The sequence below is a fragment of the Cysteiniphilum sp. GTC20157 genome (assembly GCF_055396795.1).
In genome coordinates this window covers 1,844,896-1,871,665 of the sequence record NZ_AP044698.1, presented here as the reverse complement: position 1 = coordinate 1,871,665, position 26,770 = coordinate 1,844,896, and the positions used below count along the sequence as shown (strand labels likewise).

Below are 26,770 nucleotides of genomic sequence, written 5' to 3'. Positions count from 1 at the left end.
GCGAGGTGTTAAAAACTGTCAAGCATTGTATACCAGTCATATAGCCATCGTAAATAAATTTGCGGAGTTTGTTGATTTATTCATATCGTCTTTAACGGAAAAAACATAACGGCTGCTATTTTTTCGTAAATGATGCGCAGGTGTGACAATACTTGGAAAATGAGCGTGATTTGGCGCATCGGGATAATCATGAGTTTCTAAGCAAACAGCGCAATGTGGTTGATATGTCTCATCATACTTGCCTTTACAATCGCTTAAAAAGTTTGCGCTATATAATTGCAAGCCTGGATAGGTGGTTAATAGTTGCATGTGAATGCCCGTTCTCTTACTCATTAGTTCAGCACATAGTTGATATTTAGGTGCTTTCGAGTCGTATTGAGGCAAAACATAAAACATATCATAACCTTTATTGTGGCGTAGCTTTTTATCATTCTGCAATAAACGGCTCGTTAATGATTGAGCTTGGGAAAAATCAAACGCACCATGTGCTTTTACAAGTTTTCCGGTTGGGATTAATTGATCATCTGTCTCAAGGTAAGCGTCACAATAAAGTGTTAGTTGGTGTTGATCTAGTTTGTTGTGCGTCGTGCCATTGAGATTAAAGTAACTGTGGTTGGTAAGATTACTAATCACAACATTGTCATAAGTTTCTGTCAGATAGTCAATTTGCAAAGTACCATCGACTAAGATTAGATATCTAATGGTAATTGTCATAGGTCCCGGCAAACCACAATAGCCGTCATCAAGTTTGATATGATAGGCAATGCCTTGAACATGATCATTGCTAATGATTGACTGCTGCCAAACTCGGTTTTTCAAATTACCGATATGCAAAGCATTTGCTGATTCATTGGCATCAAGTCTGTATATATGATCATTTAGGGCAAACTGTGCCTTGGCAATGCGATTGGTAACAACGGCATGCACAGCACCCAAAGATGGATCATTTTCTTTGAGATAGTCTTGATAGTCATCAAATCCCAAAACGATATCTTGCCAAGTTTGATTTGTATCTTGTACCCATAGCGACTGAATGACCGCGCCGATATTTAAAAGCTGTAATTTGATGCGAGGATGGTTGATGTTGGTTTGATAAATCCCAAGTGTTTGATCTAAACATTGGCTATGAACCTGTGATATTGAACGCTTTTTTGTCATTGCTATTTAATTTGCCCCATTGACTAAATGGACTCCTTGATAAGCACGTGAGATATAAAAAGTAGGTGCTTTGTTAAAGCGTTTATAATAAGCAGTTTCTAAGTAATGCTGATAATCATCAATCACATGATCTTGTACTAAATGTATCGTGCAGCCGCCGAAGCCACCTCCAGTCATCCGTGCACCATATACGCCGGAATATGCAATAGATAACTCAACCAGATAATCAAGCTCGTCACAACTGACCTTATAGTCATACTGTAATGAATTGTGTGAGGCATACATCAGTTTACCAAGTGTTAGCCAATCGCCATTTTTCATGGCATTAGCCGCTTGCAAAACACGATGATTTTCATTCACAACATGCTTAGCGCATTGCAAGCTCTCGATATCAAGCAAATCTTTTGATGTCATTAATTGTTCAATAGTTAACTCCCTTAATGAGGCGATATTAAAGATTCTAGCAACTTTCTCGCATGATTCACGGCGCCTGTTATAAGCTGATTCTGCAAGGTTGTGTTTGACATTGCTATCACAGATCATGAGGGATGTGCCGGTTAAGTTAAAAGGGATATGCTCTGTAGTCAGTGACTGGCAATCGATGAGCAATGCGTGATTCTCATGTGCGGATGCGCAGACCATTTGATCCATTATGCCGCATAGTGTACCGATATACTGGTGCTCGACTTGCTGTGCAAGTTTGGCAATATCTATTTTACTGAGTTTCAGTTGGTAAAGCGTGGTATATGCATAGCCTAAGGCAACTGTTAAAGATGCTGAAGATGATAGTCCAGCCCCAATCGGTAGATTACTAGAGATATAAATATCAGCACCTTTAATCTCTGCGGTCTCTTTGGTGCTTTGTTGGATAAGTGATAGCATGCCGCCGATATAGCGGCACCATTGTGAGTGTTCTGAGTTTGAAAAATGATGTAAATCAAAGTTGTCTAATTGATCCAAATTTTTGCTATAAACGCTGACTTTAGCATCATCGCGTGGTGCGATAGCGACTGTTGTGCCCATGTTGATTGCCAAAGGCATAACAAAGCCATTGTTGTAGTCCGTGTGTTCACCGATTAAATTAACCCGACCTGGTGCGTAAAAGCATCGATAATCTTGGCGATTAAAGATTGATTGATAGTGATTACGTAGATCATCGTTATATTTTGCTAATATCATAATGCACGTAACCTCTTTGCAGCATCCTCAGGCGTAATATCACGTTGTGATTCAGCAAGCATTTCAAAGCCAACCATAAACTTTTTAACCGAAGCTGAACGTAGTAAAGGTGGATAAAAATGAGCATGTAATTGCCAAAATGGATCGTTTTGAGCATAAGGCGCGCCATGCCAGCCCATCGAATAGGGAAATGAAACCCCAAACAATCGATCATATTTTTGCAGTAATGCCTTGAGAATACTGGCAAGTTGATTTTTTTGGCATTCATTAAGATGATTGAGGTGCGCACAATGTGACTTAGGTATTAATAAAGTTTCAAATGGCCAAACCGCCCAAAAGGGTACGACAACAAGCCACTCATCGTTTTCAAGCACAACACGCTGTTGTGCCTTTTGTTCACGTTTAACATAATCGATGAGTAAATTGCTTTGATGATTTTGATGGTAAATTTGTTGTTGATTATGCTCTTTTTCAGCTTCAGTCGGTAAAAAATCACATGCCCAGATTTGTCCATGCGGATGCGGATTAGAACAGCCCATAATATCGCCTTTGTTTTCAAAAACTTGCACCCATTGGTATGCTTTTGAAAGCTCGTTAACTTCATTTTGCCAAGTAGATATTACCGTTATAATGTCTTTTTCAGCCATCTCAGCCATGCTCAAACTATGATCTGGTGAGAAACAAATAACTTTGGCAATACCGTTGGCGAGTTGAGCAGTCATTAATGGATCAATCAGCTCGTCAAACTCTTCATTATCCTCTACTGACATCAAGGCTGGGAAGTCATTATTAAAAACATATGTCTCGCTATATTGAGGGTTTTTGCTACCGTTTGCACGAATATTGTCTGGGCATAAATAGCACTTAGGATCATGCTTTGGTCTGTTGTCAGTGGGTGATAATTCACTGAGTCCTTGCCATGGTCTTGATAAACGATGTGGTGAGACGACAACCCACTCGCCTGTCAATGGATTGCGACGGCGATGTGAATGCTCAAATAATGGATTTGGTGATGTCATAATGAAATCATAGTCTAAATGTTGGAAATTTACAGTAAATGGTAGCGAAACTAAAAAACAGATTCAAATGGTTTTATGCTTTTATAGAGCAGCTTTAGCTTTAATCTATACAATGATTGGTTAACGCTTAAATATATTCTTATATGCCGTAAGTGTGAGGGCTGAAACTTTTGGAAAATAATAAGCGGGTAGAATATTTACAAGAGAAAATTAAATCGATAACATGCAAGAGAAAATTTGACAAAACCAGAAATATTGTAAAATGGTTTGCATTGAGTGTTTATAAAATAAAAACGGGGTGGGAAGGATGAAAGAAAAAAAACTAAACGCAATAACCATGCGTGTTGCCATTATTGGAGCATTGGCTGGACTTTTGTTTGGTATGGATATCGCCTATGTTAATGGCTCATTAGATTTAATCGTCAAAAATTTTAGTTTAAGCTTAACGCAGTCGGAACATGTCGCAAGCACGTTACTTGTTGGTGCGGCAATTGGTGCGATTTTTAGCGGGTTTCTATCACGACGCTTTGGGCGAAAGGTAGTATTAATTCTGGCGGCATTAATTTTTACCCTATTTACATTTGTTGGCGTTTTCGCACCTAATTTTGATGCATTATTAGTATCACGATTTGTTGTTGGTTTAGCGGTTGGTATTGCTTCTTTTATTTCACCACTATACCTGTCGGAAATTGCGCCTAAAGAGTTTCGCGGGGGTATCATTGCGATGTATCAATTTATGATTACGATTGGTATTTTCTTGATGTATCTGTGTAACTCGGCGTTGAGCTCCACAGGGTCTTGGCGTATTATGCTTGCCAGTATCGCTATTCCATCAATAATTATGTTGCTAGGTTGTTTAACCTTACCACGAAGCCCACGTTGGTTGATTCTAACTGGGCAGGAAGAAAAAGCGCTAGTTGTTCTAAAAAGGATTCGTGATACTGAAGAGGAAGCCTATCAAGAGGCAGATGAAATCAAAAACGCAACGAATGTCAAAGGCAGTGGTTTTAAAATGTTGCGTCATGGTTTTTTTCTAAAAGTATTGTTATTGGGGATTTTGCTGCAAGCATTCCAACAGTTTACAGGGATGAATGCTTTTATGTATTACTCTACAGATATTTTTAAGATGGCAGGTTTTGGCAACCCCGCGGTAGCAACAATTGTTATTGGTTTAGTAAACGTATTAACGACAATTTTAGCAATAAAATATGTTGATAAGTTTGGGCGCAAACCGATTCTTTATTTTGGCTTGAGCTTATTGGTTTTATCTTGTCTTATTGTTGGCGTAGTGTTTAAGACGCATTACTCGGTTGAAATGATTAATAACCTACCTATTTCGCATATGCAGTTAAGCTCAGCATTGCAATGGATTACATTGATTTTTTGTTTGGTATTTATATTTGGTTTTGCCATTTCAATGGGGCCAATGATTTGGATTATATGCTCTGAAATCCAACCCTTAGAAGGGCGCGATCTTGGTATGACTGCATCAACGACATCAAACTGGCTTTGTAATGCTATCTTAGGTAATTTTGCATTGACATGGTTAACTTTCGCGCCAGGCAATACATTCTTTGGCTTTGGATTGGTTTGTCTTGTGTGTATGCTCTTCACCAAATTCTTTGTACCTGAAACAAAAGGGGTTTCATTAGAGCAAATAGAGCGGAATTTGAAATCAGGTAAACGCCTGGCGCACATTGGGCGCTAGTTACTATGACAAGTTAGTCGCTTGATAAATTGCAGATGCTTAAAACCTTAGAAAAAGTCGTCGAATGATACCGTAGCGGTACTATTTACAAGTGAAGATAAAGATAGATTAACGATGATAGAGAAGTTTAACCCAAGCTGAGCAGCCAGTGACTTTTACCAACGCGGCTTTAGCGCATTTTAGGAACCATTTAGAGAAAACCCAATCACTTGCTATCAAGACTGGTATTACAACAACAAGTTGTTCAGGCTTAGTCTTTAATTATAAACAGGTTGTGGAAAGAATTATTGGCAGTGAAGTTGTTCTCACCTTCAATACACGAGCTGTATCACGAATACTGCTCTCATTACTACACATATCACTCTTAAATTCAACGATCACAGGCTTGTGCTGTCAAATTCGGTCAGTCACTACTTATATTGCAAACGACCAACAAAAACATAACCATGTCCGCGAATGGTTTGCAAAAGATTAGCTTGTTTGTCATCAATCTTGGTACGCAGGCGACTGATGATGACATCAAGTGAACGGCTATCTGATTGATCTGCCATGCCGAATTTATCGGCAATCTCATGCTTTGATATTACTTGTCCTGGACGCGTTAGAAAGAGCTCAAGTAGGCGCTGCTCGGTTTGTGTGAGAGTAATTTTATTATTCAAATTTGATAGTGTCTTATCATGCAAATGATAACTTAACGAATTAAAGATAATGGTTTTTGTTTGATTTTTGATGTTGCTTACACTGAATTTAATCAGATTATTAACACGCGCATACAGCTCATGAATATTAAATGGTTTTTCCATGTAATCATTGGCCTCAGCTTCAAGACCAATAATACGATTAACTTCTCCAGTGTTTGCGGAAAGAATTAAAATTGGGATATCTGGCAACTCTTTGCGAATACTTTTGCATAGCTCAATACCATACACATCAGGTAAATTAAGATCTAGTATGACTGTCGAGAAGTGTTCTTTTTGCAGCATTTCCAAAGCATCTTGCCCGCAACTAGCATGTGAGCTAAATAAGAGTTTTTGCTCGAAAAAATGCGCTATTGCATCAGCAATGCCTTTGTCATCATCAATTATCAGCACTTTATTAATATTCATTTCTTCTTTTGCCCCATTTATATCCATGGCTTGTTACTCAAGTTTAGCCACTTTTACTTGATTCGTGAAGCATGATTATATCGGTATTTTGCTCGATGTAGTTAGCAATCAAAACGCAGGTTATGTTAATGGCTGTTAACAAACAAGGGGTTTAAAAGATGCTTTAACTGGGTATTATACAAACATCTCTGAGGGGAGGCGTGTGCAAGTTAACTGCTTTAAGGGGTCGTAATGAAAATGATGATTACTAATAAATATGGGAAAATAAAAAAAGGGGCTAAAATGAGTAAAATTAAAACAATTTCGATTCTGTGTTCATCGTTTATTTTATTTGGATGCGGTGGTGGCGGTGGTGATTCATCGGCAGATAATGGCTCAAGCACTGGAAGTGCCTCTGGTTATAATGTCTCTTATCCTAATAGTGTTGATCTTGCTGCTGGAGTTCAATCTAAATTGTTTGTTAATGTTGAAAGCCATGATTTGGGTGAAATCGGTAAGGTTAAGGCTCATCAGTATTATTCAGTGGAGATTATTCCTAATGCAGCGTATATATCAAAAAACGCATGTGTTGATTTAAAAATTAACGAAGCCTGTGAGTTATTGGTGACAACAACCATTGAGCAGCAAGTAGCAGAGGTTGCGCCGTTAGAATTAAAAATAACTTTTCCAGATGGTGGTGTTAAGCGCTATCAAACTGAAGTTGGTATTGCTCCGTTAAGTTTGGCGCCTGGTAAAAATGCAGTTTTACCCCTAAATAAGCAAAATTATATTTCAATAAGCAATAGCGGTACCAAGAATGCCGTTTATTTTGATGAAACCCCAAAGTTTACAGATGCAAATGGTAATGTTTTAAATGTTAATCTTGAGCAAAATACTTGCTCATTAGAGTTGGCTGCGGGCAAGTCTTGTGAGTTATATTTATCTTCTGATGTGAAGTTAAGCGGACAATTAAGGTTAATGGATTATGGTCTACAAGTGGCAAATTTTGGCTTTTCAGAAGTTGGGGTTATAGGTGATAAGTCAAAGGATATTCCAGCTAACGTTACAAAAGGAACTAGTTATCCTTTTACTTACGTTTTTACTAATCTTAGTGGTGTTTTAAAAGCAACAGGTGTGAGATTTGAGAATGTATTCCCTGAGTCTGAAGGGGTTAAGATCGATTTGGTTGGCAGTACTTGTAATGGTGTAACTGAGCTAGCACCACGTTCTTCATGTGTGTGGAAAGGCACGTTTACACCAGATGCTGTTGAAACCACTGTCGAGATATCGTCAAGTATCTTTTATGACGAGGGTTTAGGTGTTAATCTAACAAGTGTTGCGCAAGTAGTTGAGGTAGTTGTTAGTGGTGTCAAAACGATAGATATTCCAAGTATTGTTGCTGTTGGACAAAGTTATCCATTCGTTTATACCTTTAGCAATACTCATAGTACGCTACCTGCTACAGGCATAGATTTTGAGAATACAATTTCCGAGGAGGATGGTTTTATACTTAATCAAGATGAGAGTACTTGTCAGGGTGTAACTGAATTAACTCCTAAGTCGAGTTGCGAATGGAAAGGTGTTTTTGCCCCAGTTAAAGCAGGAGCTAATGTGACTTTAGCATCAGTATTATCATATGCGGAAGGAGTAAATATAGTATTGCAATCCCATTCAAAAGAATTATTGCCGACAACTCCAATTAACTCAGGTCCTGATGTTGATGAAGATGGTTGGTCATGGCCGGATAATAGATTTCAAGCATTAAAACAAGGAGATAATATCGTATGTGAGGATGCTGTTCAGGATCAGTTGACAGGGTTAGTTTGGGCTCGAGATGGAGAAGTATCTGGTCGGAGGCTTTGGTCCGACGCGATGACTTATGCGGACAATTTAGAGCTGTGCGGTTATAGCGACTGGAGGCTGCCAACAATAAATGAACTGAAGACTTTAGTCCAAATTACGGGTAGCGGCGCTGATTGGTTAAATAATCATGGATTTCATAATATTGATGAGACAATGCACTATTGGTCTTCTACTCCATATTTAGGAATAGAGACTGCTGATTGGTGGTGGTCCGAGAGTGGTAGTACTGCTTGGGTAGCATCGTTCAGCAACAGAAACGATATTACTGATCAGCTCACTCGCTTGCCTATTGATGTTTCACAATATCTATTATTGCCTGTTCGCGGTAAATCTGGAACTACGGAAAAAGCGGTTGTTCCAAGTATCGGTCCAGATAGTTCAGGAGGAGAGGGAAGTTGGCCAACTCCGCGTTTTAGCAATGTCGATAAGGTAGGTGAAGCAAGTTGTAGTGACGCTTTATATGATGAGTTGACGGGACTGATGTGGGGTAAAGCTGATTTAAACAGAACCGTCAAATTTACAGAAGCAATGAGCATGGCAAATAACTCAACTTTATGTGGATATTCAAATTGGCGTTTACCAACTTATGGTGAGCTACATAGTCTAGTGAATTTGGCATATGTTGGTGCTTGGAGGGAGTGGATTAATAACAATGGCTTTAATTTAGGATCGTCTGATTATTACTGGACCTCTTCGGTGAAGCCAAATGGTGAGTTTACTTTAATAAATGCACGTAGTGGACTTACACATGCGACGTCGAGTTCAGCTGGTGGCCATGGGAACTGGGGTGATATTATACTCGTGCGCACTGTCAATAATTAGTAATCCTAGGGAATGCATAGAGATAGATCGGTATTTAACCTGTTGTTTATTTGAATTTTAAACAAAATGCCGGAGCTAGCTTGTAAACGATATTGTTAGGATTTCTTGAGGTCATATCTGTGAACATAAAAGTGATGTTTTTTATATTAACTACTTACTTAGCTGGGGCAAGCTTGTTTGCTAATGAATCATTTAATATGTCAGTTAACGTGGTTTCACTAGAGGACAAAACTGTAGATAAGTCAGCACAAACGGACAAACCGATGATCTATGTTACCAATCGAGGTGCGACAAACAAAGTATTACATTGCGACATTAACAACGCTGGTAATGTAGTTCATTGCAAGAGCTTACCTGTGTTTAATGAACTTGTACCAGATAATGTTGTGGTATACCAACGTAAACTATATATGTTTGGCAAAAAACTAGCATTGCAATGTCCGTTATCTTCATCTGGGAGCATTATTGGTTGTATGCAACTGGATCATGCAGCGGCTTTGCCACTTGATTATGTGCCTTCTAATATGTATAGAAATGATCGCTATGCAATATTTACCTCCTTTACAAATGGCGATGTGGTCAGTTGTCAATTTGACAGTAATGATCAATTGGAGTCGTGCCACAAATCATCAGACAAATTTGCGATGCCGACAGGTATTGCCGTTGATGAGCATCATCAGTTTGCCTATGTCGTCAATTCAGCGCCGAGTATGAATAGTATTTTGCGTTGTAATATTGATGCCGTTACAGCAACGCTATCAAATTGTGCAAAAATGGATCGAACTTTGATGTCGATTACTTTGCCAATGGCAATTGCGTTCAATGGCAAAAACAAAATGATTTATATAGTAGATCATAAAAGTAGCACAGTTTCACGTTGTCAGCGAAATAGCTCTGGTGATTTTGTAAGCTGCCAACAAATGTTTGATGTTCCTTTGAATAAACCGGTTGGCATGAAGTTTACTTCAAATTATTCGAAGGTATATATAACAAATTACCACTCGGATAGCTTAACGCGGTGTAATGTCAACCCCGCAGGTGATTTTATAGATTGTGAAGCCCAGCTTAAAGAGTTTCTAAGCTCACCTGTAGGACTCGCTTTAAGTAATTAATGAGACTCTTTTATGTGGGAAGAATGAGAAGATTATGTTGTATTGTTTTGATGATATTTGTAGTACGCCCCGAGTAAGCAGCGGAAAATTAATTGGCTGTATTATGGTGTTTTTTTTACTAATTACCGTTGGCGTAAGTGGTGAAAATAGTGACAATGAAAAAATGATGTCACAGGTTTCTGCGCAAAGCAGACAATACACTTCAGAGGTACTCAGTGTTGGGATTGGGGGGATTGTGACGCCTAACCCTTATCTTAACACTGAGCCAACTATTTTACCTATTCCATTTATACAATATCAAGATGGTGGCTTTAATTTTGTGGGGACTTATGGCTCTTACGCGCTTTATCAACAAGGCAGCATGGTGACCTTGTTGGAGGGTTTTCTTTATCCTGAGGTTTATAAAGCAAGTAAGTCAAGTAATGCACGGATGCAACAATTAGATAAAAGAAACTATATTGTGATGGCGGGTATGTCGCAACAATTGCTAACACCGTATGGACGCTTGAATTTATCTATTGATTTTGATATTACGGGTAAATCAAATGGTTTTATGTCAACATTGGGATATAAAAATTTATTGAACTATCAGCTGAATCAGCATGCGCTTCAGCTGAGTTTTGGTGGGGGAGTTCAATACAGCAGCAGTCAATTATTAAATTATTACTATGGTGTGAGTTGCAAGGAAATGTTAGTGTCTGGGTTATCTGAGTATGCGCCGGATGCTGCGCTATCTCCTTTTTTAAGTTTTGGATTTAAATATACGTTCAAACAAAAATGGAGTGCGGCATTTAACGCGCGTTTAAATATATTACCTACGGAAGTGACTAACAGCCCGATGATTAGTGAGTATTATGTATTAACGTCATCCTTGGTGTTGAGCTATCGGTTTATTTAATTTAGATGTGTAATAGGGAGATTAGAAATGGTTGATCGAGTGAAGCTGATGACTTCGGTATGTTTGTTTGGTGTTGGGTATGGTAATTTGGTCTATCAGCCGGTGAACCCATCTTTTGGAGGGCATCCCAATAATGGATCCTTTTTATTGCAATCAGCAACTTTACAAAATGATCACAAAGATCCTTCTTCTAACAATGTTAGGCGAACACAAACGGCGGCTGAGCGTTTTCAAGAAAGATTGGACTCGATCATTACATCACAAATTGCAGCCTCCATTTTAAGGAGTGTCACTGATGATGAGGGCAATCTCATTGCAGGTAATGTTGAAACCGAGTCTTTTAAAGTAAAGGTTATTGAGCTTGGAGATAGCTTTATTATTCAAATTAACGATAAACTAACAGGAAACTCAAGTGAAATCACTATCGATAGTATCTAAGCATATTACGTGGGTTGTATTCAGTGTGAAAACGAAAATGTGCAAGCCCTTAAGTGGTTTGGTCTGTTTGCTATTAACCAGTTGCGCAATGACTAATCATGATGTTGAGTTTTATTCGAAGTCTTTGATTGGTCATAACCTTTATGCCAGAGAGTATATTACGCAAAAACCAAAACAGAAAATTAATATCGCTGTGTATAAGTTTGAGGATCAAACGGGGAAATATGAGACGACAGACTATGGAACTAATACATATTCTAAAGTGGTGACGCAAGACCCTGAGTCTGTGCTTATTGCCAAGCTGGTTGGCAGCGGTTGGTTTAATGTACTCGAGCGAAAGATTTTAAATTCTATTTTAACTGAGCGCAAACTTAATGAATTGGGAGATGATAAAACCATCCCCAAACTGAATTATGCAAGATACGCTCTAACAGGTGGGATTATCGATTATGAATCCAATATTACGACAGGGGGCGCAGGGGCCAAGTATTTTGGTATTGGAGGCTCTACAGAATATCAGATAGATCATATGACCGTAAGTTTAAGAGTGATAGATATTGATTCGGGAGAGGTAGTGATCTCGGTCATTGATACAAAGAAAATACTATCATATGGTTTGAACTTTGGTATTTTTCAATTTGTAAGTTTTAAAAAATTACTAGAAGCAGAAGCTGGCTTTACGCGTAATGAACCAAAAATCATCGTATTAAATGAAATTTTGGAGGATATTATTACTCAATTAATAACCGATGGCAAAAAAAATGGACTTTTTTCTTAAGAAATGAAGTAACTCCCATTGTTTGTTCTATACTTCGATTGGCGTCGGATAAAACACAACAGGAGTTAGCTATGAATAGTATGACAAATAAAATGGCTTGTCTAGTCGGGATGTCTCTTTTCGTTCTCAATGTGAATGCATCCGTTTCAGAAGACTTTACAACAATCCATAATACTGCGAAAACAGCAGTTGAAGCTTTGCAACCTGACATTACATTACCACTTAATGGCAGTTTGCAAGCGATGACAGCAAATACAACCAATGTAAATACGGAGGTAAATCAAACAGGTAGTAATATTTTAGTCAGTCAAATAACTGGTGATGAAGGTCAAATAGTATTAAGGCAAACAAATGAGGAACCATCTGCACCCAATATTGGTGTTAGCATTTTAGACAGTGATAATATGCAGCTGTCGTTAACACAAAGCGGTTCGGAGAATCTGTCGCTATTGCACGCAAATGGAAATAATACAATAGCTAGAATTAATCAAATATCAGCATCTTCGACAGGAAATAAAAGTGTTGTGACAACGGTGGGAGATGCTGCATTCGTTGATGTTTACCAAAATGCGGTGGCTGAGGAAAACAGCTTACGTTATCGTAGCAGTGGTGAGCGTAACCTTTTCTTTTTAAGGCAAGTAGGTGACAGTAATACAGCGGATATTGCATCGGAAGGTGACTTTAATTATATCTACACAGAATCTCGTGGTAATATGAATGATCATCAATCCACAGTCGTCGGCAATAATGGTTTTGTAAGAAGCCAAACCTTTGGTGACCTGAATGTTGAAAATTTTGATATATCGGGTGATATCAGTCGAGTGTACAACAGAGTAATGGGTGATGAAAATAGCTTGATGACATTATTTGTAGGAGATAGAAGCTATCTTAACTCCTATGTTTTAGGTGACTTAAGTCAGGCAAATCTAGAGATAACAGGTGATATTAACAATGTTAATCTGCAATTAAGAGGAGATCGAAACATAAGTAACAACTTTGTCGAAGGTTCCAGAAATACGTTATTATCTTATGCCGTAGGTGATGAAAATGATTTAGCTATTACCGCTACTGGTGATCAAAGCCGTGCGATTGCACAAGCAGCAGGCAATTTAAATGAAATAGATAACGTGGCAACAGGAGAGCAAAATAATCTTATTTCATATGCTTTGGGTGATTCAAACAAATTATTATCCGAAGTTCAAGGAGCGATCAATACAAGCTATATACAAGCAAGAGGTGACATGAATGACCTAACTAATTTAGTCGAAGGCGAAAGAAATAACTTAAACGCTTACGCTTTAGGTGATTCAAATTTAATGTTATCGGATGTGACGGGTAATTTAAATAGAAACACGGCTCAATTGTTGGGTAATGAAAATAGCTTTGATGGTATGATTGCGGGTAATAGCAATGATCTTAATTACTATGCATTAGGTAATGGCAATACAAGTGATATGGATATCACAGGAGATACTAACCGCTTAATCGCTCAAGCCAGAGGTGGTTTGAATGAGCTAAGTATGTTAATTGAAGGAGATTCAAATAACTTGGCTTTTTATGCTATTGGTGACTCTAATATGATCCTATCAGAAGTCGTTGGTGATACTAATATCATGCGTCTTCAAGCGCAAGGTGATTCCAATGTATTTGATTATCAAATCGCGGCTAATATGAACGATATTAATTATAATATTGTTGGTAATTCTAATGAAGTTACTACCATTTCAACGCGTGACAACTATGTAAGCACCACTCAACTGATTGGTGATGGTAATGTGATGGCATTTAACCATTATTAATTATAAGCAAACCTAACAAACGCTATAAATGCCCTTCGCTACTAAGGGCATAATTATTTAGTTAGTTTCTATCAAATCTAAACCTAAACTTTGCTGGTCTGCTTTTATCAGTGTTTGGAAATATCGTGTAGACCAGATACTGGAGAGCATATTTGCCAGTTTTGGAAATTTATTCTGATCTACACGAAACTCTGCATAAGTTGCATTTAAAAACAAAGCAGCTATGGCAATATCGGCAATGGTAATTTGATTGTTAATCAAAAAATTGTCTTTAATATTGCTTTCAAGATATAGAAGTTCTGTGGGCAGCTCATTGCTGATAGTATTATAAATAATATGCTCATCAGCTGCTTGATTTAGAAATTTTGGCTTTATAATCTTCTCATAAACTAACCCTTTGCCTAAATGTTCAGCTAACCGCGTGTCAGCATACTCTTCAAATTGCAGCGTTAGCGTACGTTCATACAAATCGCTAGGATAGATGCTGTTTTGCGGATATTTTCTATCTAAATAATCACAAATAACTGAGGAGTCATATAGTGATATCTGATCATCCTTGAAAGCAGGAATTTTCCCAAGGTGACTAATGCTCATAAATTCTTTTGTTTGATTGATAGGAATAACTGGTTCAATATTATATTGGATTTGCTTGATTTCGCATGTGGCAATTACTTTCTTAACAAAGGGAGAGAATTGAGTGCCGTAGATAATATTCATTAGTTTGTCCTTAAAATTAATTTGGTTTTGCTTAAGCCATAAATATGGTATTAACAAAGCAAGATGCCAATGCTGTTATGGTTAATAACGATTAACGTTTTTGTAATGAATCAAGAATAAGTTGTGTTTTAACGCCCCCCCCATCCGTGCAACCTAAGTTGCACGACCTCTCCCACAAGGGCAGAGAGCGGTACTGGTTGATGCAGCTTATTTATGCATCATTACTTTGATATTTCTGCACCATAAACCCATTAACTGAGCGTATATTGTGATTAGAGGAAACGCCAAAGTGTAGCAAATGCCTTTTACAAAGGCGAAGTATTTTCTTCAGTGACAATTAATTTCACCATAATACATAATCCTTGCTCATTAGATGTTGCCAATATTTCCCCTTTATGCAGTTCAATAATTTTTTTGCAAATGGCAAGACCTAGGCCATGTCCTTTACTGTTTTGCTCACTATGCAAGTTTTTATGGTGGGCTAGAAAAAGCTTATCGATTTTATCCTTAGAAACACCAGGACCTGTATCTTGAAAATGTATGATTAACTTATTTTGCTCCAAATCACAGTCAATAGTGCAATGTTTGGCATATTTAATCGCGTTATTGGTAATGTTACTAAAGGCTCGATAGAGCAGCGTTTCATTGCCGTGCACAATATAATCTTGTGTCGTATTAATGCTGATTTTATCAGGGTGTTGCTGTTTAAGTTTGGCAAAAATGGTATTGATCTTAAAGCTCGTATCCTGTGTACTTTCTTGATAATAGCTCACTGTAGCTTTAATAAGCTCATCAATTTCATCTAAATCAGACGGAACTTGATCAAGTTCATACTCTGTTTGTAAGCGTACTTTGGCACGTGCAAGCGGTGTTTTGATATCATGAAAAAGTGTCGCTAAAATCATTGTTCGCTCAGCAATGAGATCCTTAACTTTTTGTTCTAAGACACGTTTTGTTTTACCAAGGAATGATTGATTGCTATTGCCACTGCCAAGTTCATGAATAGACTGTCTAAATAGCTTTAAACCACTATAGATAATTAAATAAATGATCATAAACATAAAAATAAAACGCAGTATAATGGCAATGATAACCACCGGATCAGTCCAGGGGTTATGTGGTTTGAATCTAAATACTACCCACTTATCAGCATTTGGGTAATATTGATCAAAGGATAGTTGTTTATGTGTTTTGAAATATTCGATCATCTGATTATAAGTATGTAGTTCCAGATGATCACTAGTATGTGAATGTACTGCAATAGATACCGAATGCCGAGTGATCTGTTCATAGGTTTGAACAGCTAACTCAAGCTCGTTAACATCTAATTTTGCCATAGCATCACGAATATCAATCAAGTCTTTGATGACCCGATAATGATGCTTCTGATCAATAACATCCTTATAAAGATGTTTAATCATCAGCGTGCTTTGAATAACTAGTACGATGCAAGCACCTATAAAAATACATAGCATCCATATTGAATAACGCTGTTTTGAGTGTGGCATCATGCTTCCTTGTGATCGTGTCATAGGTTATGAATCAAGTCTAGCAGGGTTTAAAGCAGATAAGGGTAATATGTGTAAACAAATATTTACATAAAGCAGCTATTCATACATGAAATCCTACATCACACGGTACATGTGTGAACATAAGTCGCTAAAAATAGGCTAAACAGTTAACTGATAAGGAACTTCAACAATAATTCGCGCCTGACCTTTGGTCTCGGTTTTGCTAACACTTTTTAACCCCCAACGTAAAAGAGCCGTTTTTTGATTATGCAAGAAGGTATGCCATAGCTTGGTTGTTTCTGCTTTGGGTAAAACTAATACAGCTAATCCACGTTGGGGTTCAGTTAAATCGGTGCGACGAATGAACTTAATCAGTGGTCTTGAGAGTGATTGATATTGCGAATCCAGAACAACTAACGCTTCAGGGAAGTTTAATTCACGCCATTGCTTTTGTAAGCGTGCGGTTTTTTCAGGGTTTATATTGATGGTCACGGGGGTGATATCAGGCGATATTTTGCGGGCAAAACTAAGGGCTGCAATTGTCCCTTTATGTAATTTTGACACAGGTACGATCACTTTTAATTGGGTATCTTTTTGTAATGAGGTTTCAATCAACCCCGTATCAGCACTTAATGACAATTCTTGATCCGCTAAACGATAATGGTGGGCAATGCGATAAAACATTAAAATTAATAGCGGTAAAGCGATGATAATAATCCACGCACCTTCAAAAAATTTAGATTCAATAACGACAATAACAGCAATAAAAGTACACAGACAACCAAAGCTATTGATACTGGCTTTGATCCACCAGCTTTTGACCGTGCGACGACGGTTATACCACACACGTACAAGACCTGCTTGACATAAAGTAAATGCTAAGAATACGCCAATAGAGTACAACGGAATAAGCGCACTGGTATTGGCTTGAAAGATAATAATTAACACACAGGCAAAAACAGCAAGTGCCAAAATACCATTACTAAAGGCTAAGCGATCACCAACGTTTTGTAGCTGTCTGGGTAGGTAGCCATCTTTACTAATCATTGAGGTTAACAGTGGGAAGCCGGCAAAAGAAGTATTGGCTGCGAGTAATAAGATCAAGCAAGTGACCGTTTGTAATAGATAATAAAATACGCCACCACCAAAAATATTATGACCAATTTGTGATAATAAGCTTTGGTCAGTGAGTGGTTGCAATTCAAGTTTAGATGCCAGAAAGGAGATACCTAAAAACATCGAAATCAATAACACGATCAACACCATCAAGGTGATTGAGGCATTCTTAGCGCGTGGCTTCTTAAATGACATTACCCCATTAGCAACCGCTTCAATCCCTGTCATCGCTGAGCATCCTGATGAAAAAGCGCGTAGAATGAGTGTCAAGGTTAAGACGCCTGTTAATGGCGCCATAAGGTCTGTAGCATGTGAATAATCAACAGGCGGTAAATTATCAGTGAGATAGCGATAAAGACCAATGCCAATCATAGATAGTATGACAACAACAAAAGCGTAAGTGGGCCACATAAAGGCAGAAGCAGATTCTTTCATACCACGCAGATTCATCCACATGATGAAAATGATCGCGATCACAGCCATGAGCTCAGCATGTGATTGTACTTCAGGAAAAGCCGAAGTAACTGCCAAAATACCTGCCGAGACACTCACTGCCACCGTTAAAATATAATCAAGCATGAGCGCACCAGCTGCCAAAAGCCCCATAAAGGTACCTAAATTTTCGCGTGCCACAATGTATGCGCCACCGCCTTCAGGATATGCATCAATGGCTTGTTTGTAGGATATCCCAACAACAACGATCAAAATGGCAATAAAAATAGCAATATGCATCGACATTGCTAAAGCTGCAGTGCCTGCTAAGATAAGGACAGTTAAAATCTCACCAGTTGCATATGCTACGGAGGATAGTGCATCAGAAGAAAAAATAGCTAAGGCATGTTTTTTTGATAAAGCATGCTCTTCAGCTTGTGCTTTAGGGATAGGGTCGCCAAAAAAAATGCGTCCTAACTTCATAAGTGAAATCCATCGTGTTTCTCATCAGTTAAGCTCGCGAATTTACACTATTTTTATATTTTAGGCAATATTGGCAGAATATCTAAAAACAAATGCTTTAAACTGGGTTATCAATATCAATAAAGTGATGGGTTAAGTCGAACTGCTTAGCAAGATGCTGACCAAGTGCTTTGATGCCATAGCGTTCAGTGGCATGGTGTCCTGCGGCAATATAGGTGATGCCAAGCTCGCGTGCGATTAAGGTGGTGCGCTCAGAGATCTCACCTGAAATATAAACATCAGCACCAGCATGATAAGCGTGTTCGATAAAATCTTGTGCACCCCCTGTGCAAATGGCGATTTTTTGAATGTCTTCATTCATCTTCCCCACAATAAGGGGTTTGCGTTTCAAGTTGTCAGTAATAGTTTTTGTAAGACCTGCTAATGTGGTGTGATGATTACAGATAATTCCATAATTGGGTGTGGTACCTGTATCAAATTCAGCGCTGACGTTAAGCGCTAGCAGTTTAGCTAATTGTACGTTATTGCCAAGTGTTGGATGGACATCAAGCGGCAAATGATATGCAAACAAATTAATATCATGTTTGATTAGGGATTTAATGCGTTGGTATTTGATCCCAGTAATCGCTTGATTTTCACCTTTCCAAAAATAGCCATGGTGTACTAGAATAGCATCCGCCTTCTTAAGAATAGCGGCTTCTATTAGCTCAAGACTAGCGCTAACACCTGTGACAATGGTGTAAATATCTTTCTTGCCCTCGACTTGTAGACCATTAGGGCAATAGTCTTTGATTGTATCAACACTCAATAGTTGATTGAGATATGCTGTAAGTTCTTTTTGATCGATCATATAAGGCTCGTTAGATGGTTAACTTCATCAAGATACGGAATGGAGGTTTGTGCGCCCAGTTTGGTTACTGAAAGGGCTGCTGCTTTGTTGGCAAATATAATGGCATCTTGCATTGTATTATTTTGCGCAAGTGCACTGACCAAAGCGCCATTAAAGGTATCGCCTGCAGCAGTCGTGTCAATAGCAGCTACTTTATGTGTAGGAATGAGTTGTGCATTATTGCCATCGTAGAAGAACACGCCTTTTGCACCCATAGTGATAATAACGTTATTAACACCGCGATTAAAGAGCACTTTGGCAGCTGTGAGCGCTGATGACTCATCTGTAACCTCAATGCCTGTTAGGAGCGTGGCTTCCGTTTCATTGGGTGTGATGATATCAATCAGTGGGTAAAGAGTATCAGGCAAGCTTTGCGCAGGTGCTGGATTAAGTACAAATAAGCACTGATTGCTTTTGGCTAATTCTGCAGCACGCATAATGGTTTCAATGGGTGTTTCTAATTGTGTCAGGACAATTTGACTATGTGCAAATTGTGCGGTGAGTTTGTCTAAGTCTTGAGGTGTTAATAAGGCATTGGCACCTGGCGCCACAGAAATTGAATTTTCACCATTTTTCGCAACATAAATCATCGCAACACCAGAAGCTTTAGTAGTACGTTTTATATGCTTGATATTGATATTATCTTTGCAGTAATTATTGATAAGTGTTTCACCAAAGCTATCTTCACCAATGCAGGCGATAAAATGTGTGTCTCCACCTAAGCGTGCTGCAGCAACTGCTTGATTGGCGCCCTTGCCTCCAGAGGCAGTTAAAAATTCCCCCCCTAGTATGGTTTCACCTGGAGTGGGAATGTGCTCAACTTGTATAATCAGATCCATGTTGGCACTACCAATGACCATTATTGTCATAATCACTATCCTTAATTTTTTTCTTAAAATATATAAAGCAGAGCTATCGTATCATAGTTTCTGCCTACGCCTAAAAAATTAATGGCAGCGAATGAACTAGAAAGAGTTTCATTGAATATTAGCAAAGAGAGTAAAGAATTTTTCATTAAGCTTGCTAAGGCAATTCATGGTGATCGAGAAAGAGCAGGCTATCAAAAGCTGATGCGTGACGTTTTGGATGCTTATGCAAAAGCGCATACTAAAGATCTTAAGCAATTAAGGCGTTAAATAATTTAGATATAAACACATTTCAGCCAGATTTGATTGTGTAAGCGCTGGCTGAGCGTAAGTCGAAGCCTCCATGAAGTGTGATTTTTCCAAGCTTACCCACTTCGACTGATGCTCAGTGCATCGCTTCGACTTACGCTCAGGGTACGATGAGCACTTATGACTTGAATTTAGGATCCTTTTTAGGACTGCTAATATAATTAACGCATGTAAAGCCTGCAAAAGTCTTGTGTCTGATATACAATAATGCGCAATGCATCTCTAGAGTTTTGATAAAATGATTCACATTGCGCTATATGAGCCTGAGATTCCACCTAATACTGGGAATATTATTCGTTTGTGTGCCAATACAGGGGCAAAACTGCATTTGATTGAGCCGTTGGGTTTTGATCTGGATGATAAAAAGTTGCGTCGCGCGGGATTGGATTATCATGAGTTTGCCGCAGTGGAGAGATACAAAAACTTTCAAAGTTTTGTTGAGGCGCATGTTGATAAGCGAATATGGGCATGTACGACAAAAGCTAATCAATACTATCATCAAGTTGAATTTAAAAAAGAGGATGTATTGCTTTTAGGACCTGAAAGTCGAGGATTGCCACAAGAGGTTAGAGATCAGTTGAGTAAAACGCAAATAAAATTGCCAATGTTAGCAAATAGTCGCAGTTTAAACTTATCTAATGCTACGGCAATTATGCTGTTTGAGGCATGGCGTCAATTAGGCTTTGACGGCGCACTATGAGCGATCAAAATAGCAGGGCGCGATTGTAAACCTTAATATTTTCCATCATCAAAGCTTTAATGCGTTAGTGTTAGTGAGTGTTATGGTGCGCCTATCAACGATGGGACTAATGTTTATGCTGCCGTTGTATTTGCAGATTCATCATGACTTTAGTGCCTTTGAGGCAGGACTTGTTATTGGTTTTTTTGTCAGCAAACACATCGCTTAAGTGGTATCCAATTAACGTAATAAATAACTTACACGCTTTTGATTGTTTTTTAATGAGTGATTCGGTACACTCCAAGGCGTATTAATTTAGTAGAAACCAATATGGAGAACAATATGACACAAGCATCAGCACGCCACATCCTCGTTCAAACTGAAGCAGAATGTGAGGCTCTAAAAAAAGAAATTGAATCAGGCACAGACTTTGCAAAAGCGGCCGCTGAGAAGTCACTATGCCCATCAGGCAGAAACGGTGGTGAATTAGGTTCATTCGGACCAGGGCAAATGGTTCCTGAATTTGATAAAGTGGTTTTCTCTGAAGAAGTCGGTAAAGTGCATGGTCCTGTTAAAACTCAATTTGGTTACCATTTAGTTGAAGTTACATCACGTTCATAATCTTTGTTTATTTTCTTCATCATTTTATGATGACGATACATTCTCTGTGTAGGGGCGTATTGCATACGCCCAATATTGCATACGCCCAATATTGCATTGGCTTGATATGACATATATGAAATAACCACACATGCCTTTTATCTTATCAAGAAAAAAGCTTATGCCAGATTGCTTGGATTTCATCGGCTTGTTGTTGGCAGTTGCTAAGCGGCACAATCCACGATTGTTTATCAAGATAACGTTTAAATCCTAAATCACGAAAATAACAGTAGTGTTCAATTAATGTATTAGCGGTTTCAATATCGATTAAATGTGCACTTTCCATTGTCTGGATAATGCGGATACTATCGCTGTAATAACAGATAAAAGGCACTTTATGACTATAAAAAAGTGCAAAAAACTGTGCGATAAATTCAATATCAACCATGCCACCAATGCTTTGCTTAAGATCAAATTCGTCAGCATTGATTTTAAGCAAATGCGCACGCATTTTATGACGCATATCAACAATGTCTTTTTTCAGCTGATCTATATCACGTTTTTGACAAATGATCGCAGATCTAAGTGCATTAAATTTATCTGTTAAATCGTCAGATGCATAAATCATACGTGCGCGCGTTAAAGCCTGATGCTCCCACGTCCATGCCGAGGTTTTTAAGTATTGGCAGTAAGATTCAAAACTTGGCACAATAAAGCCATTATCGCCCTCAGGGCGTAATCGCAGGTCAATTTCATATAAGCTGCCGTGATAGGTTTTAATTTGCATAAAGTGCACAAATTTCTGCACCGCACGCACGAATAAGCGAGGTGATAGCTCAGCGTTGACACGATCATGAATGAATACCAAATCTAAATCAGAGGCAACGCTAAGCTCAAATCCACCAAGTTTGCCATAAGCGATAACACCCAAAGATTGTTTATATAAGACTTGTAAGTCTTTAGTAATATCACTATATTGAAACACTTCACGCCATGCGCCATCAAGCACTGCCTCAATAATCACTGTGGCTAGATGACTGAAAAGATCACTAGATTCCATCAGCGAAATATGTCCACGTGATTCGCTGACAATAATATTAAATATTTGCTCTAAGCGAAAGCGTCGTAAACTTTCTAAAAAAGCCTCGATATCTTTAATATCAATCGCTTGCAAATAAATACGTAAATTATTGCGCAAATAGTCAATGTCTAAGTAAACATCATCATGTGCTTTATAAATCAATGCGCGTTCTAATAAAAAAGGATGTTCAGTGAGCATTTCGATAATACGTTGTCCTTTATTAAGCAGTTGCAAGAAGTCTAAGTGGTGTGCTTGATGTTCTGACAACAAAAATAAATAATTTTGACGCTTACTTAGCTTATTCAGAAGTGCTAAAACAGCTTCAATCAGATGTGAATATCTATGTGAAGTCAGTTGAAGTAAATGCTTAATTGCCGGCAATACATCTTCGGCTATTTGATGTTGTAAGAAGAAGTGATCTATTTTAACTTGTTTAGCCTGATTTATATGACTGTTAGCTATTTCATTGAAGTTGTTCTCAACGTTTGCTATAGGTAGAAATGGAGTGTTATTTGAGCTTAATGCATTAAAGCGTGTTAACTCATCAAATAATGTGCTGACTTTTAAACGTGTTGCATCAATTTTGTTAAACAATGTGTGCCAACAATCAAAGCCAACCAAGCGTGCAATATTTTTTTGTGTAAATGCTGTGGTGGGTAGGTGATGTGTTTGTTGATCATCAAACATTTGCAATGCATTTTCAACGTCACGTAAAAATACGTAGTGTATGTATAGTTCATCTGTTTGAGCTGTATTTAAAATGTCAGCATTTTGTAAAGCGTCTAATGCGATTGCGAGTTGATTGGTTTGTAAGGTAATGTTTTGACCGCCATAAACAAGCTGATAACATTGGCAAATAAATTCAATCTCACGAATGCCGCCTCGTCCTAGTTTGATATTGTTTTTTAGTGCATTGGACTTCATCTCAGTGACTATCTTTTGCTTCATATCACGGATAGCATTGAGCATACGGTAATCGTGATAATGGCGATAAACAAATTGATCAATACTCTGTTTTAGATTACGCGTAAATTTGACGCTAGGATGCAAAATATCTGCTTTGATGTAAGCATAGCGTTCCCAATCACGTGCATGATGGAGAAGATAATGTTTAAAGCTTTCAAGTTCAGTAATTAAGGGTGCGCCATCACCAAAGGGACGTAAACGCATATCAATGCGATAAACAAAGCCATCAATCGTGACATCATTAAGTAGTGCAATCAAACGCTGTCCAAGTTCGGTATAAAAACGCATAGGACTATATTCGCTGCCAGATTGTCTTGATAAAGGCAAGTTGCTTGTTTGAATAAACACAAGATCAATATCAGAAGAGAAATTAAGCTCATTACCACCTAACTTGCCCATGGTGATAATTGCCAAACTATCTGGAATGTGGACGAGTTTACGCTCTTGAGTGATTTGTTGTCGTAAATATTGCTCAGTTTGACGTAGAATCTCTTTGGCAGTCAATGAAATAATTTCGGCAATTTGTGCAAACTGAATATATTGATGTTGCTGTTGGAAAACAAGTTTAGCATGCACGCGTTGACGTAAAAGGCGTAAAGCTTTGGACAATGATTCATTTGTTTGACGTGCTGAAAATAAAGCAGTAATGCTATGGGTGATATCCTCTAAAGTGTCGACTTCAAGCCAATTGAAATCACCTAAAAGCTCACGGTTTTGAGTGAAAAATCGGGCAAAAAAAGTGCTGCTATTAAAGGTGATAAAAAGCTTATCTATAAGCTCGGATTTAAGGTCGTGTAAATGAAATTGTGTACAAAACTCTTGCTGCGTCATCAAAAATACAAACTATTGCTAATAGATGAGATTAAGTTTATCTCAGCATAAAAGCATTTAATAGGGTTTCTGCTGTTAAGTACGTCTCCTTTGGTATAAATAAGCAATAAGTGCAATCAGCATAAACAGTATAGACAAGAATATAACAGGCAATAACCCATAGACCATCCAAGGCGTTTGCCCTTGCATGCCGTAAACCTTACCTTTTAATACGGTTTGTTCATTGCGTGGTAGGCTGGCGATGGTTTGACCTTCAGGATTAATAATCGAAGTGACACCATTATTAGTTGCTTGAATGACATAGCGCCCAGTCTCAATGGCGCGCATTTGTGAGATTTCCTCGTGCTGCCAAGGGGCAAGGGAGTCACCAAACCATGCATCATCACTGATAACGGCAACAATATCGGCGTTTTGTAGTTGCGCGCGAACCTCAGATGGATAGGCAATTTCATAGCAGATAAATAAAGCAACACTTAAACCGTTCATTTTAAGCAAAGGTTGCACTTCGTCACCTTTGGTAAAGCTTGACATCGGAATATTGAAATACGCCATAAATGGCTCAAGAAAATAAGCAAAAGGGTAGTACTCACCAAATGGCACTAAATGATGTTTGTAATAATGGCCAGAGCCCAAACCATAGACAAAGGCAGAGTTAAAATATTGTTCTTTAGCATTTAATGCGACAGTGCCAACCAAAATGGCGCTATGCTGTGAGTTACCTAAATCATCTACCTGGCGTAAAAAAGGCTCGATAAATGTTTTGAAGGTTGGAATGGAATTCTCAGGCCAAAAAACCAGATCTGCTGGATTGTCTCTTGTGGTGGTATAGTAATAATTAATAATCGTTTGCAGCATGCTAGGATCCCATTTTTGATCCTGAATAAAGTTGCCTTGTAAAATGCTGACACTTTTTTCAATGCCGTCACGTTTTGTCCATTTTATTTGTTGCAAAGACCAAGCAATAACTAAGGTGACAATAATGCTGATAATCATTGAGCTCACAATCTTAGGTTGACGAATATGATTGATCATTTCACTGAAGCATATTGAAATAAAGCATGTGATAAAGCCCACTAGAAAAACACTGCCAATGGGGGCGAAACTTGCTAAGAGGGTATGTGTTTGTGAATAGCCAAGTAATACCCATGGAAAGCCGGTAAAAAGGTGCGTGCGTAGGAGCTCTAGTATCAACCAGACAATGGGTAATAACAATACTTTGTAAATGAAGTAATGGTTTTTAAGTTTGGTATAAGCATAACCAAATACCAAAAAGAATAGGCTTAAGAATAATATAAAAACAATGGTAAGCACAACACCTAGAAATATTGATTGACTAAAGGCATGGATGCTTACGTAAATCCACGAGATACTTGAGCCAAAAAAACCAATACCATAACAAAGCCCAAGCCAAAGGCTTTGACGCATGCGCTTTTGCCTTTGTAGAGTCTGCATAAAAAGTATAAGCGAAAGAAAGGCAAAAATACTAAAGCCAATCGGTGAAAACGATAATGTTAATAGCGCACCGGCAATGAGTGCTAAAAGCATATTTATAATGAAAGGCATATTATAACAGTGAGTTTAGTCTTGATTGATAATCACATGCAGCGCACGCACGCGACGCTTATCAGCAGCAGTTACTTTAAAGGTAAACTGACCAATGCTTACTTCTTCGCCCACCTCAGGCAGGTGTTCTAGTTTGTTGATAATAAGCCCACCAATGGTGTCAAATTCACTATCATCAATATTGGCATCAAAGAAATCATTAAAATCCTCGATTTCAGTCAATGCATCAATACTAAACTCATTTTCGTTGACTTTAAGAATCTGTGTTGCTTCTTGGTCAAACTCATCTTCAATATCACCAACGATTTCTTCTAGAATATCTTCAATCGTGACGAGCCCTGAGATGACACCATATTCATCAACAACAATGGCAAGGTGATTATGACTGGTTTTAAAGTCACGTAGCAAAGCATCGAGTTTTTTACTTTCAGGCACAAAAATCGCATTGCGCAGTATCGGCTTTAAATGCTCAGCACTGAAGTCTTTGTGTTCAAGTACAACTTTTAATAAATCTTTGGTATGAAGTATGCCTAGAATATCATCGCGGTTTTCAGAGAATAAAGGCAGGCGTGTATGACTTGAATTAACAATGGTTTGAATGATTTCCTTGCTGGTCATGCCTGCATGAATCGTAGCCATTTGCGTGCGTGGAATCATGATATCACCAACTGACGATGAGGCGACATTCAATACCCCTTTGATCATGTCACGCGATTCGCTATCAATTGTACCTTTTTTGACAGCAAGATTAACAAGACCTAAAAAGTCAGAAGGGCTGTGTGGCATTAAGATGGTTGCGGCTATTTTTTCAAGCCAAGTTTGAGAATGTTCAGCGTTATCGTTTTTCGTCTGTTTGTCGTCCATTGTT

23 protein-coding genes are annotated in these 26,770 nt (G+C 38.3%); 11 read left to right on the top strand and 12 right to left on the bottom strand.

What is annotated here, in order from left to right:
* Positions 1-36 precede the first annotated feature (36 nt).
* From ACZ5V8_RS08495 to ACZ5V8_RS08485, 3 genes are read right to left on the bottom strand one after another with little or no spacing between them, the layout of a single operon-like run.
* Positions 37-1,158, bottom strand: coding sequence for an aldose epimerase family protein (locus ACZ5V8_RS08495; protein ID WP_440615768.1), 1,122 nt, complete (start codon positions 1,156-1,158; stop codon positions 37-39).
* A gap of 6 nt (positions 1,159-1,164) precedes the next feature.
* Positions 1,165-2,340 (bottom strand): galactokinase, encoded by a 1,176-nt coding sequence (locus tag ACZ5V8_RS08490; protein WP_440615775.1) that lies wholly within the window; start codon positions 2,338-2,340, stop codon positions 1,165-1,167.
* A complete protein-coding gene (locus ACZ5V8_RS08485) occupies positions 2,334-3,356 on the bottom strand; it encodes a UDP-glucose--hexose-1-phosphate uridylyltransferase (protein ID WP_464217435.1) in 1,023 nt (340 codons plus the stop codon). Before ACZ5V8_RS08485 ends, ACZ5V8_RS08490 begins: the two co-directional genes overlap by 7 nt.
* Positions 3,357-3,663: 307 nt before the next feature.
* On the opposite strand from ACZ5V8_RS08485, the gene ACZ5V8_RS08480 reads away from it, so the two are divergent.
* A complete protein-coding gene (locus ACZ5V8_RS08480) occupies positions 3,664-5,064 on the top strand; it encodes a sugar porter family MFS transporter (protein WP_440615771.1) in 1,401 nt (466 codons plus the stop codon).
* Positions 5,065-5,474: 410 nt separating this feature from the next.
* Here ACZ5V8_RS08480 and ACZ5V8_RS08475 read toward each other — a convergent pair whose 3' ends face one another.
* Positions 5,475-6,170 (bottom strand): response regulator transcription factor, encoded by a 696-nt coding sequence (locus ACZ5V8_RS08475; RefSeq protein WP_464217434.1) that lies wholly within the window; start codon positions 6,168-6,170, stop codon positions 5,475-5,477.
* Positions 6,171-6,452: 282 nt separating this feature from the next.
* Between ACZ5V8_RS08475 and ACZ5V8_RS08470 the strand changes: the two genes are divergently transcribed.
* The 6 genes from ACZ5V8_RS08470 (at position 6,453) to ACZ5V8_RS08445 (ending at position 13,859) form a co-directional block, all read left to right on the top strand.
* Positions 6,453-8,834 carry an Lcl C-terminal domain-containing protein gene (locus ACZ5V8_RS08470; RefSeq protein WP_440617768.1) on the top strand — a complete coding sequence of 794 codons (2,382 nt, stop codon included), beginning with the start codon at positions 6,453-6,455 and terminating at the stop codon, positions 8,832-8,834.
* Positions 8,835-9,031: 197 nt separating this feature from the next.
* On the top strand, positions 9,032-9,946 hold the full coding sequence (locus tag ACZ5V8_RS08465) for a YncE family protein (protein WP_440656993.1): 915 nt from the start codon (positions 9,032-9,034) through the stop codon (positions 9,944-9,946).
* Positions 9,947-10,049: 103 nt separating this feature from the next.
* On the top strand, positions 10,050-10,844 hold the full coding sequence (locus ACZ5V8_RS08460) for a MipA/OmpV family protein (protein ID WP_464217433.1): 795 nt from the start codon (positions 10,050-10,052) through the stop codon (positions 10,842-10,844).
* 27 nt (positions 10,845-10,871) lie between these two features.
* Positions 10,872-11,282: a curli assembly protein CsgF gene (locus ACZ5V8_RS08455; RefSeq protein WP_440617765.1), complete on the top strand. Its 411-nt coding sequence runs from the start codon at positions 10,872-10,874 to the stop codon at positions 11,280-11,282.
* 88 nt (positions 11,283-11,370) lie between these two features.
* Positions 11,371-12,060 (top strand): CsgG/HfaB family protein, encoded by a 690-nt coding sequence (locus tag ACZ5V8_RS08450; protein ID WP_440617764.1) that lies wholly within the window; start codon positions 11,371-11,373, stop codon positions 12,058-12,060.
* A 71-nt stretch (positions 12,061-12,131) separates the two neighbouring features.
* On the top strand, positions 12,132-13,859 hold the full coding sequence (locus tag ACZ5V8_RS08445) for a hypothetical protein (protein ID WP_464217432.1): 1,728 nt from the start codon (positions 12,132-12,134) through the stop codon (positions 13,857-13,859).
* 57 nt (positions 13,860-13,916) lie between these two features.
* On the opposite strand, the gene ACZ5V8_RS08440 is transcribed toward ACZ5V8_RS08445, so the two are convergent.
* From ACZ5V8_RS08440 to rbsK, 5 genes are all read right to left on the bottom strand, one after another.
* A complete protein-coding gene (locus tag ACZ5V8_RS08440) occupies positions 13,917-14,576 on the bottom strand; it encodes a glutathione S-transferase family protein (protein WP_464217431.1) in 660 nt (219 codons plus the stop codon).
* A gap of 305 nt (positions 14,577-14,881) precedes the next feature.
* Positions 14,882-15,997, bottom strand: coding sequence for a sensor histidine kinase (locus ACZ5V8_RS08435; protein ID WP_464217430.1), 1,116 nt, complete (start codon positions 15,995-15,997; stop codon positions 14,882-14,884).
* 249 nt (positions 15,998-16,246) lie between these two features.
* On the bottom strand, positions 16,247-18,118 hold the full coding sequence (locus tag ACZ5V8_RS08430) for an APC family permease (RefSeq protein ID WP_464217429.1): 1,872 nt from the start codon (positions 18,116-18,118) through the stop codon (positions 16,247-16,249).
* 97 nt (positions 18,119-18,215) lie between these two features.
* The gene (locus ACZ5V8_RS08425; protein ID WP_464217428.1) at positions 18,216-18,968 is read right to left on the bottom strand and encodes a Nif3-like dinuclear metal center hexameric protein; all 753 of its coding nucleotides are present in this window, start codon (positions 18,966-18,968) and stop codon (positions 18,216-18,218) included.
* Positions 18,965-19,876, bottom strand: a complete 912-nt coding sequence (gene rbsK, locus ACZ5V8_RS08420; RefSeq protein ID WP_464217427.1) for a ribokinase — start codon at positions 19,874-19,876, stop codon at positions 18,965-18,967. The genes ACZ5V8_RS08425 and rbsK overlap by 4 nt, the downstream gene beginning before the upstream one ends.
* 81 nt (positions 19,877-19,957) lie before the next feature.
* Here rbsK and ACZ5V8_RS08415 point away from each other — a divergent pair, with 81 nt between their 5' ends.
* The 4 genes from ACZ5V8_RS08415 to ACZ5V8_RS08400 all read left to right on the top strand — a co-directional run bounded on the left by ACZ5V8_RS08415 (position 19,958) and on the right by ACZ5V8_RS08400 (position 21,482).
* Positions 19,958-20,143 carry a hypothetical protein gene (locus ACZ5V8_RS08415; protein ID WP_464217426.1) on the top strand — a complete coding sequence of 62 codons (186 nt, stop codon included), beginning with the start codon at positions 19,958-19,960 and terminating at the stop codon, positions 20,141-20,143.
* Positions 20,144-20,420: 277 nt separating this feature from the next.
* The gene (trmL, locus tag ACZ5V8_RS08410; protein ID WP_440615601.1) at positions 20,421-20,882 is read left to right on the top strand and encodes a tRNA (uridine(34)/cytosine(34)/5-carboxymethylaminomethyluridine(34)-2'-O)-methyltransferase TrmL; all 462 of its coding nucleotides are present in this window, start codon (positions 20,421-20,423) and stop codon (positions 20,880-20,882) included.
* Between the two features lie 67 nt (positions 20,883-20,949).
* A complete protein-coding gene (locus ACZ5V8_RS08405; protein WP_440615602.1) occupies positions 20,950-21,090 on the top strand; it encodes a hypothetical protein in 141 nt (46 codons plus the stop codon).
* A 113-nt stretch (positions 21,091-21,203) separates the two neighbouring features.
* Positions 21,204-21,482, top strand: coding sequence for a peptidylprolyl isomerase (locus tag ACZ5V8_RS08400; protein WP_440615603.1), 279 nt, complete (start codon positions 21,204-21,206; stop codon positions 21,480-21,482).
* Between the two features lie 145 nt (positions 21,483-21,627).
* On the opposite strand, the gene glnE is transcribed toward ACZ5V8_RS08400, so the two are convergent.
* From glnE to ACZ5V8_RS08385, 3 genes are all read right to left on the bottom strand, one after another.
* Positions 21,628-24,339, bottom strand: coding sequence for a bifunctional [glutamate--ammonia ligase]-adenylyl-L-tyrosine phosphorylase/[glutamate--ammonia-ligase] adenylyltransferase (glnE, locus tag ACZ5V8_RS08395; RefSeq protein WP_464217425.1), 2,712 nt, complete (start codon positions 24,337-24,339; stop codon positions 21,628-21,630).
* Between the two features lie 75 nt (positions 24,340-24,414).
* Positions 24,415-25,902 carry an apolipoprotein N-acyltransferase gene (gene lnt, locus ACZ5V8_RS08390; protein ID WP_440615605.1) on the bottom strand — a complete coding sequence of 496 codons (1,488 nt, stop codon included), beginning with the start codon at positions 25,900-25,902 and terminating at the stop codon, positions 24,415-24,417.
* Between the two features lie 15 nt (positions 25,903-25,917).
* The gene (locus ACZ5V8_RS08385; RefSeq protein WP_440615606.1) at positions 25,918-26,766 is read right to left on the bottom strand and encodes an HlyC/CorC family transporter; all 849 of its coding nucleotides are present in this window, start codon (positions 26,764-26,766) and stop codon (positions 25,918-25,920) included.
* Positions 26,767-26,770 lie beyond the last annotated feature (4 nt).

What these genes read in the sequence shown, in the direction of transcription:
- ACZ5V8_RS08495 (WP_440615768.1), bottom strand. Translation starts at nt 1,158, where the DNA reads ATGACAAAAAAGCGTTCAATATCACAGGTTCATAGCCAATGTTTAGAT.
- ACZ5V8_RS08485 (WP_464217435.1), bottom strand. Translation starts at nt 3,356, where the DNA reads ATGACATCACCAAATCCATTATTTGAGCATTCACATCGCCGTCGCAAT.
- ACZ5V8_RS08480 (WP_440615771.1), top strand. Translation starts at nt 3,664, where the DNA reads ATGAAAGAAAAAAAACTAAACGCAATAACCATGCGTGTTGCCATTATT.
- ACZ5V8_RS08475 (WP_464217434.1), bottom strand. Translation starts at nt 6,170, where the DNA reads ATGAATATTAATAAAGTGCTGATAATTGATGATGACAAAGGCATTGCT.
- ACZ5V8_RS08470 (WP_440617768.1), top strand. Translation starts at nt 6,453, where the DNA reads ATGAGTAAAATTAAAACAATTTCGATTCTGTGTTCATCGTTTATTTTA.
- ACZ5V8_RS08465 (WP_440656993.1), top strand. Translation starts at nt 9,032, where the DNA reads ATGTCAGTTAACGTGGTTTCACTAGAGGACAAAACTGTAGATAAGTCA.
- ACZ5V8_RS08460 (WP_464217433.1), top strand. Translation starts at nt 10,050, where the DNA reads ATGGTGTTTTTTTTACTAATTACCGTTGGCGTAAGTGGTGAAAATAGT.
- ACZ5V8_RS08455 (WP_440617765.1), top strand. Translation starts at nt 10,872, where the DNA reads ATGGTTGATCGAGTGAAGCTGATGACTTCGGTATGTTTGTTTGGTGTT.
- ACZ5V8_RS08450 (WP_440617764.1), top strand. Translation starts at nt 11,371, where the DNA reads ATGACTAATCATGATGTTGAGTTTTATTCGAAGTCTTTGATTGGTCAT.
- ACZ5V8_RS08445 (WP_464217432.1), top strand. Translation starts at nt 12,132, where the DNA reads ATGAATAGTATGACAAATAAAATGGCTTGTCTAGTCGGGATGTCTCTT.
- ACZ5V8_RS08440 (WP_464217431.1), bottom strand. Translation starts at nt 14,576, where the DNA reads ATGAATATTATCTACGGCACTCAATTCTCTCCCTTTGTTAAGAAAGTA.
- ACZ5V8_RS08435 (WP_464217430.1), bottom strand. Translation starts at nt 15,997, where the DNA reads ATGATTAAACATCTTTATAAGGATGTTATTGATCAGAAGCATCATTAT.
- ACZ5V8_RS08430 (WP_464217429.1), bottom strand. Translation starts at nt 18,118, where the DNA reads ATGAAGTTAGGACGCATTTTTTTTGGCGACCCTATCCCTAAAGCACAA.
- ACZ5V8_RS08425 (WP_464217428.1), bottom strand. Translation starts at nt 18,968, where the DNA reads ATGATCGATCAAAAAGAACTTACAGCATATCTCAATCAACTATTGAGT.
- rbsK (WP_464217427.1), bottom strand. Translation starts at nt 19,876, where the DNA reads ATGACAATAATGGTCATTGGTAGTGCCAACATGGATCTGATTATACAA.
- ACZ5V8_RS08415 (WP_464217426.1), top strand. Translation starts at nt 19,958, where the DNA reads ATGGCAGCGAATGAACTAGAAAGAGTTTCATTGAATATTAGCAAAGAG.
- trmL (WP_440615601.1), top strand. Translation starts at nt 20,421, where the DNA reads ATGATTCACATTGCGCTATATGAGCCTGAGATTCCACCTAATACTGGG.
- ACZ5V8_RS08400 (WP_440615603.1), top strand. Translation starts at nt 21,204, where the DNA reads ATGACACAAGCATCAGCACGCCACATCCTCGTTCAAACTGAAGCAGAA.
- glnE (WP_464217425.1), bottom strand. Translation starts at nt 24,339, where the DNA reads ATGACGCAGCAAGAGTTTTGTACACAATTTCATTTACACGACCTTAAA.
- lnt (WP_440615605.1), bottom strand. Translation starts at nt 25,902, where the DNA reads ATGCCTTTCATTATAAATATGCTTTTAGCACTCATTGCCGGTGCGCTA.
- ACZ5V8_RS08385 (WP_440615606.1), bottom strand. Translation starts at nt 26,766, where the DNA reads ATGGACGACAAACAGACGAAAAACGATAACGCTGAACATTCTCAAACT.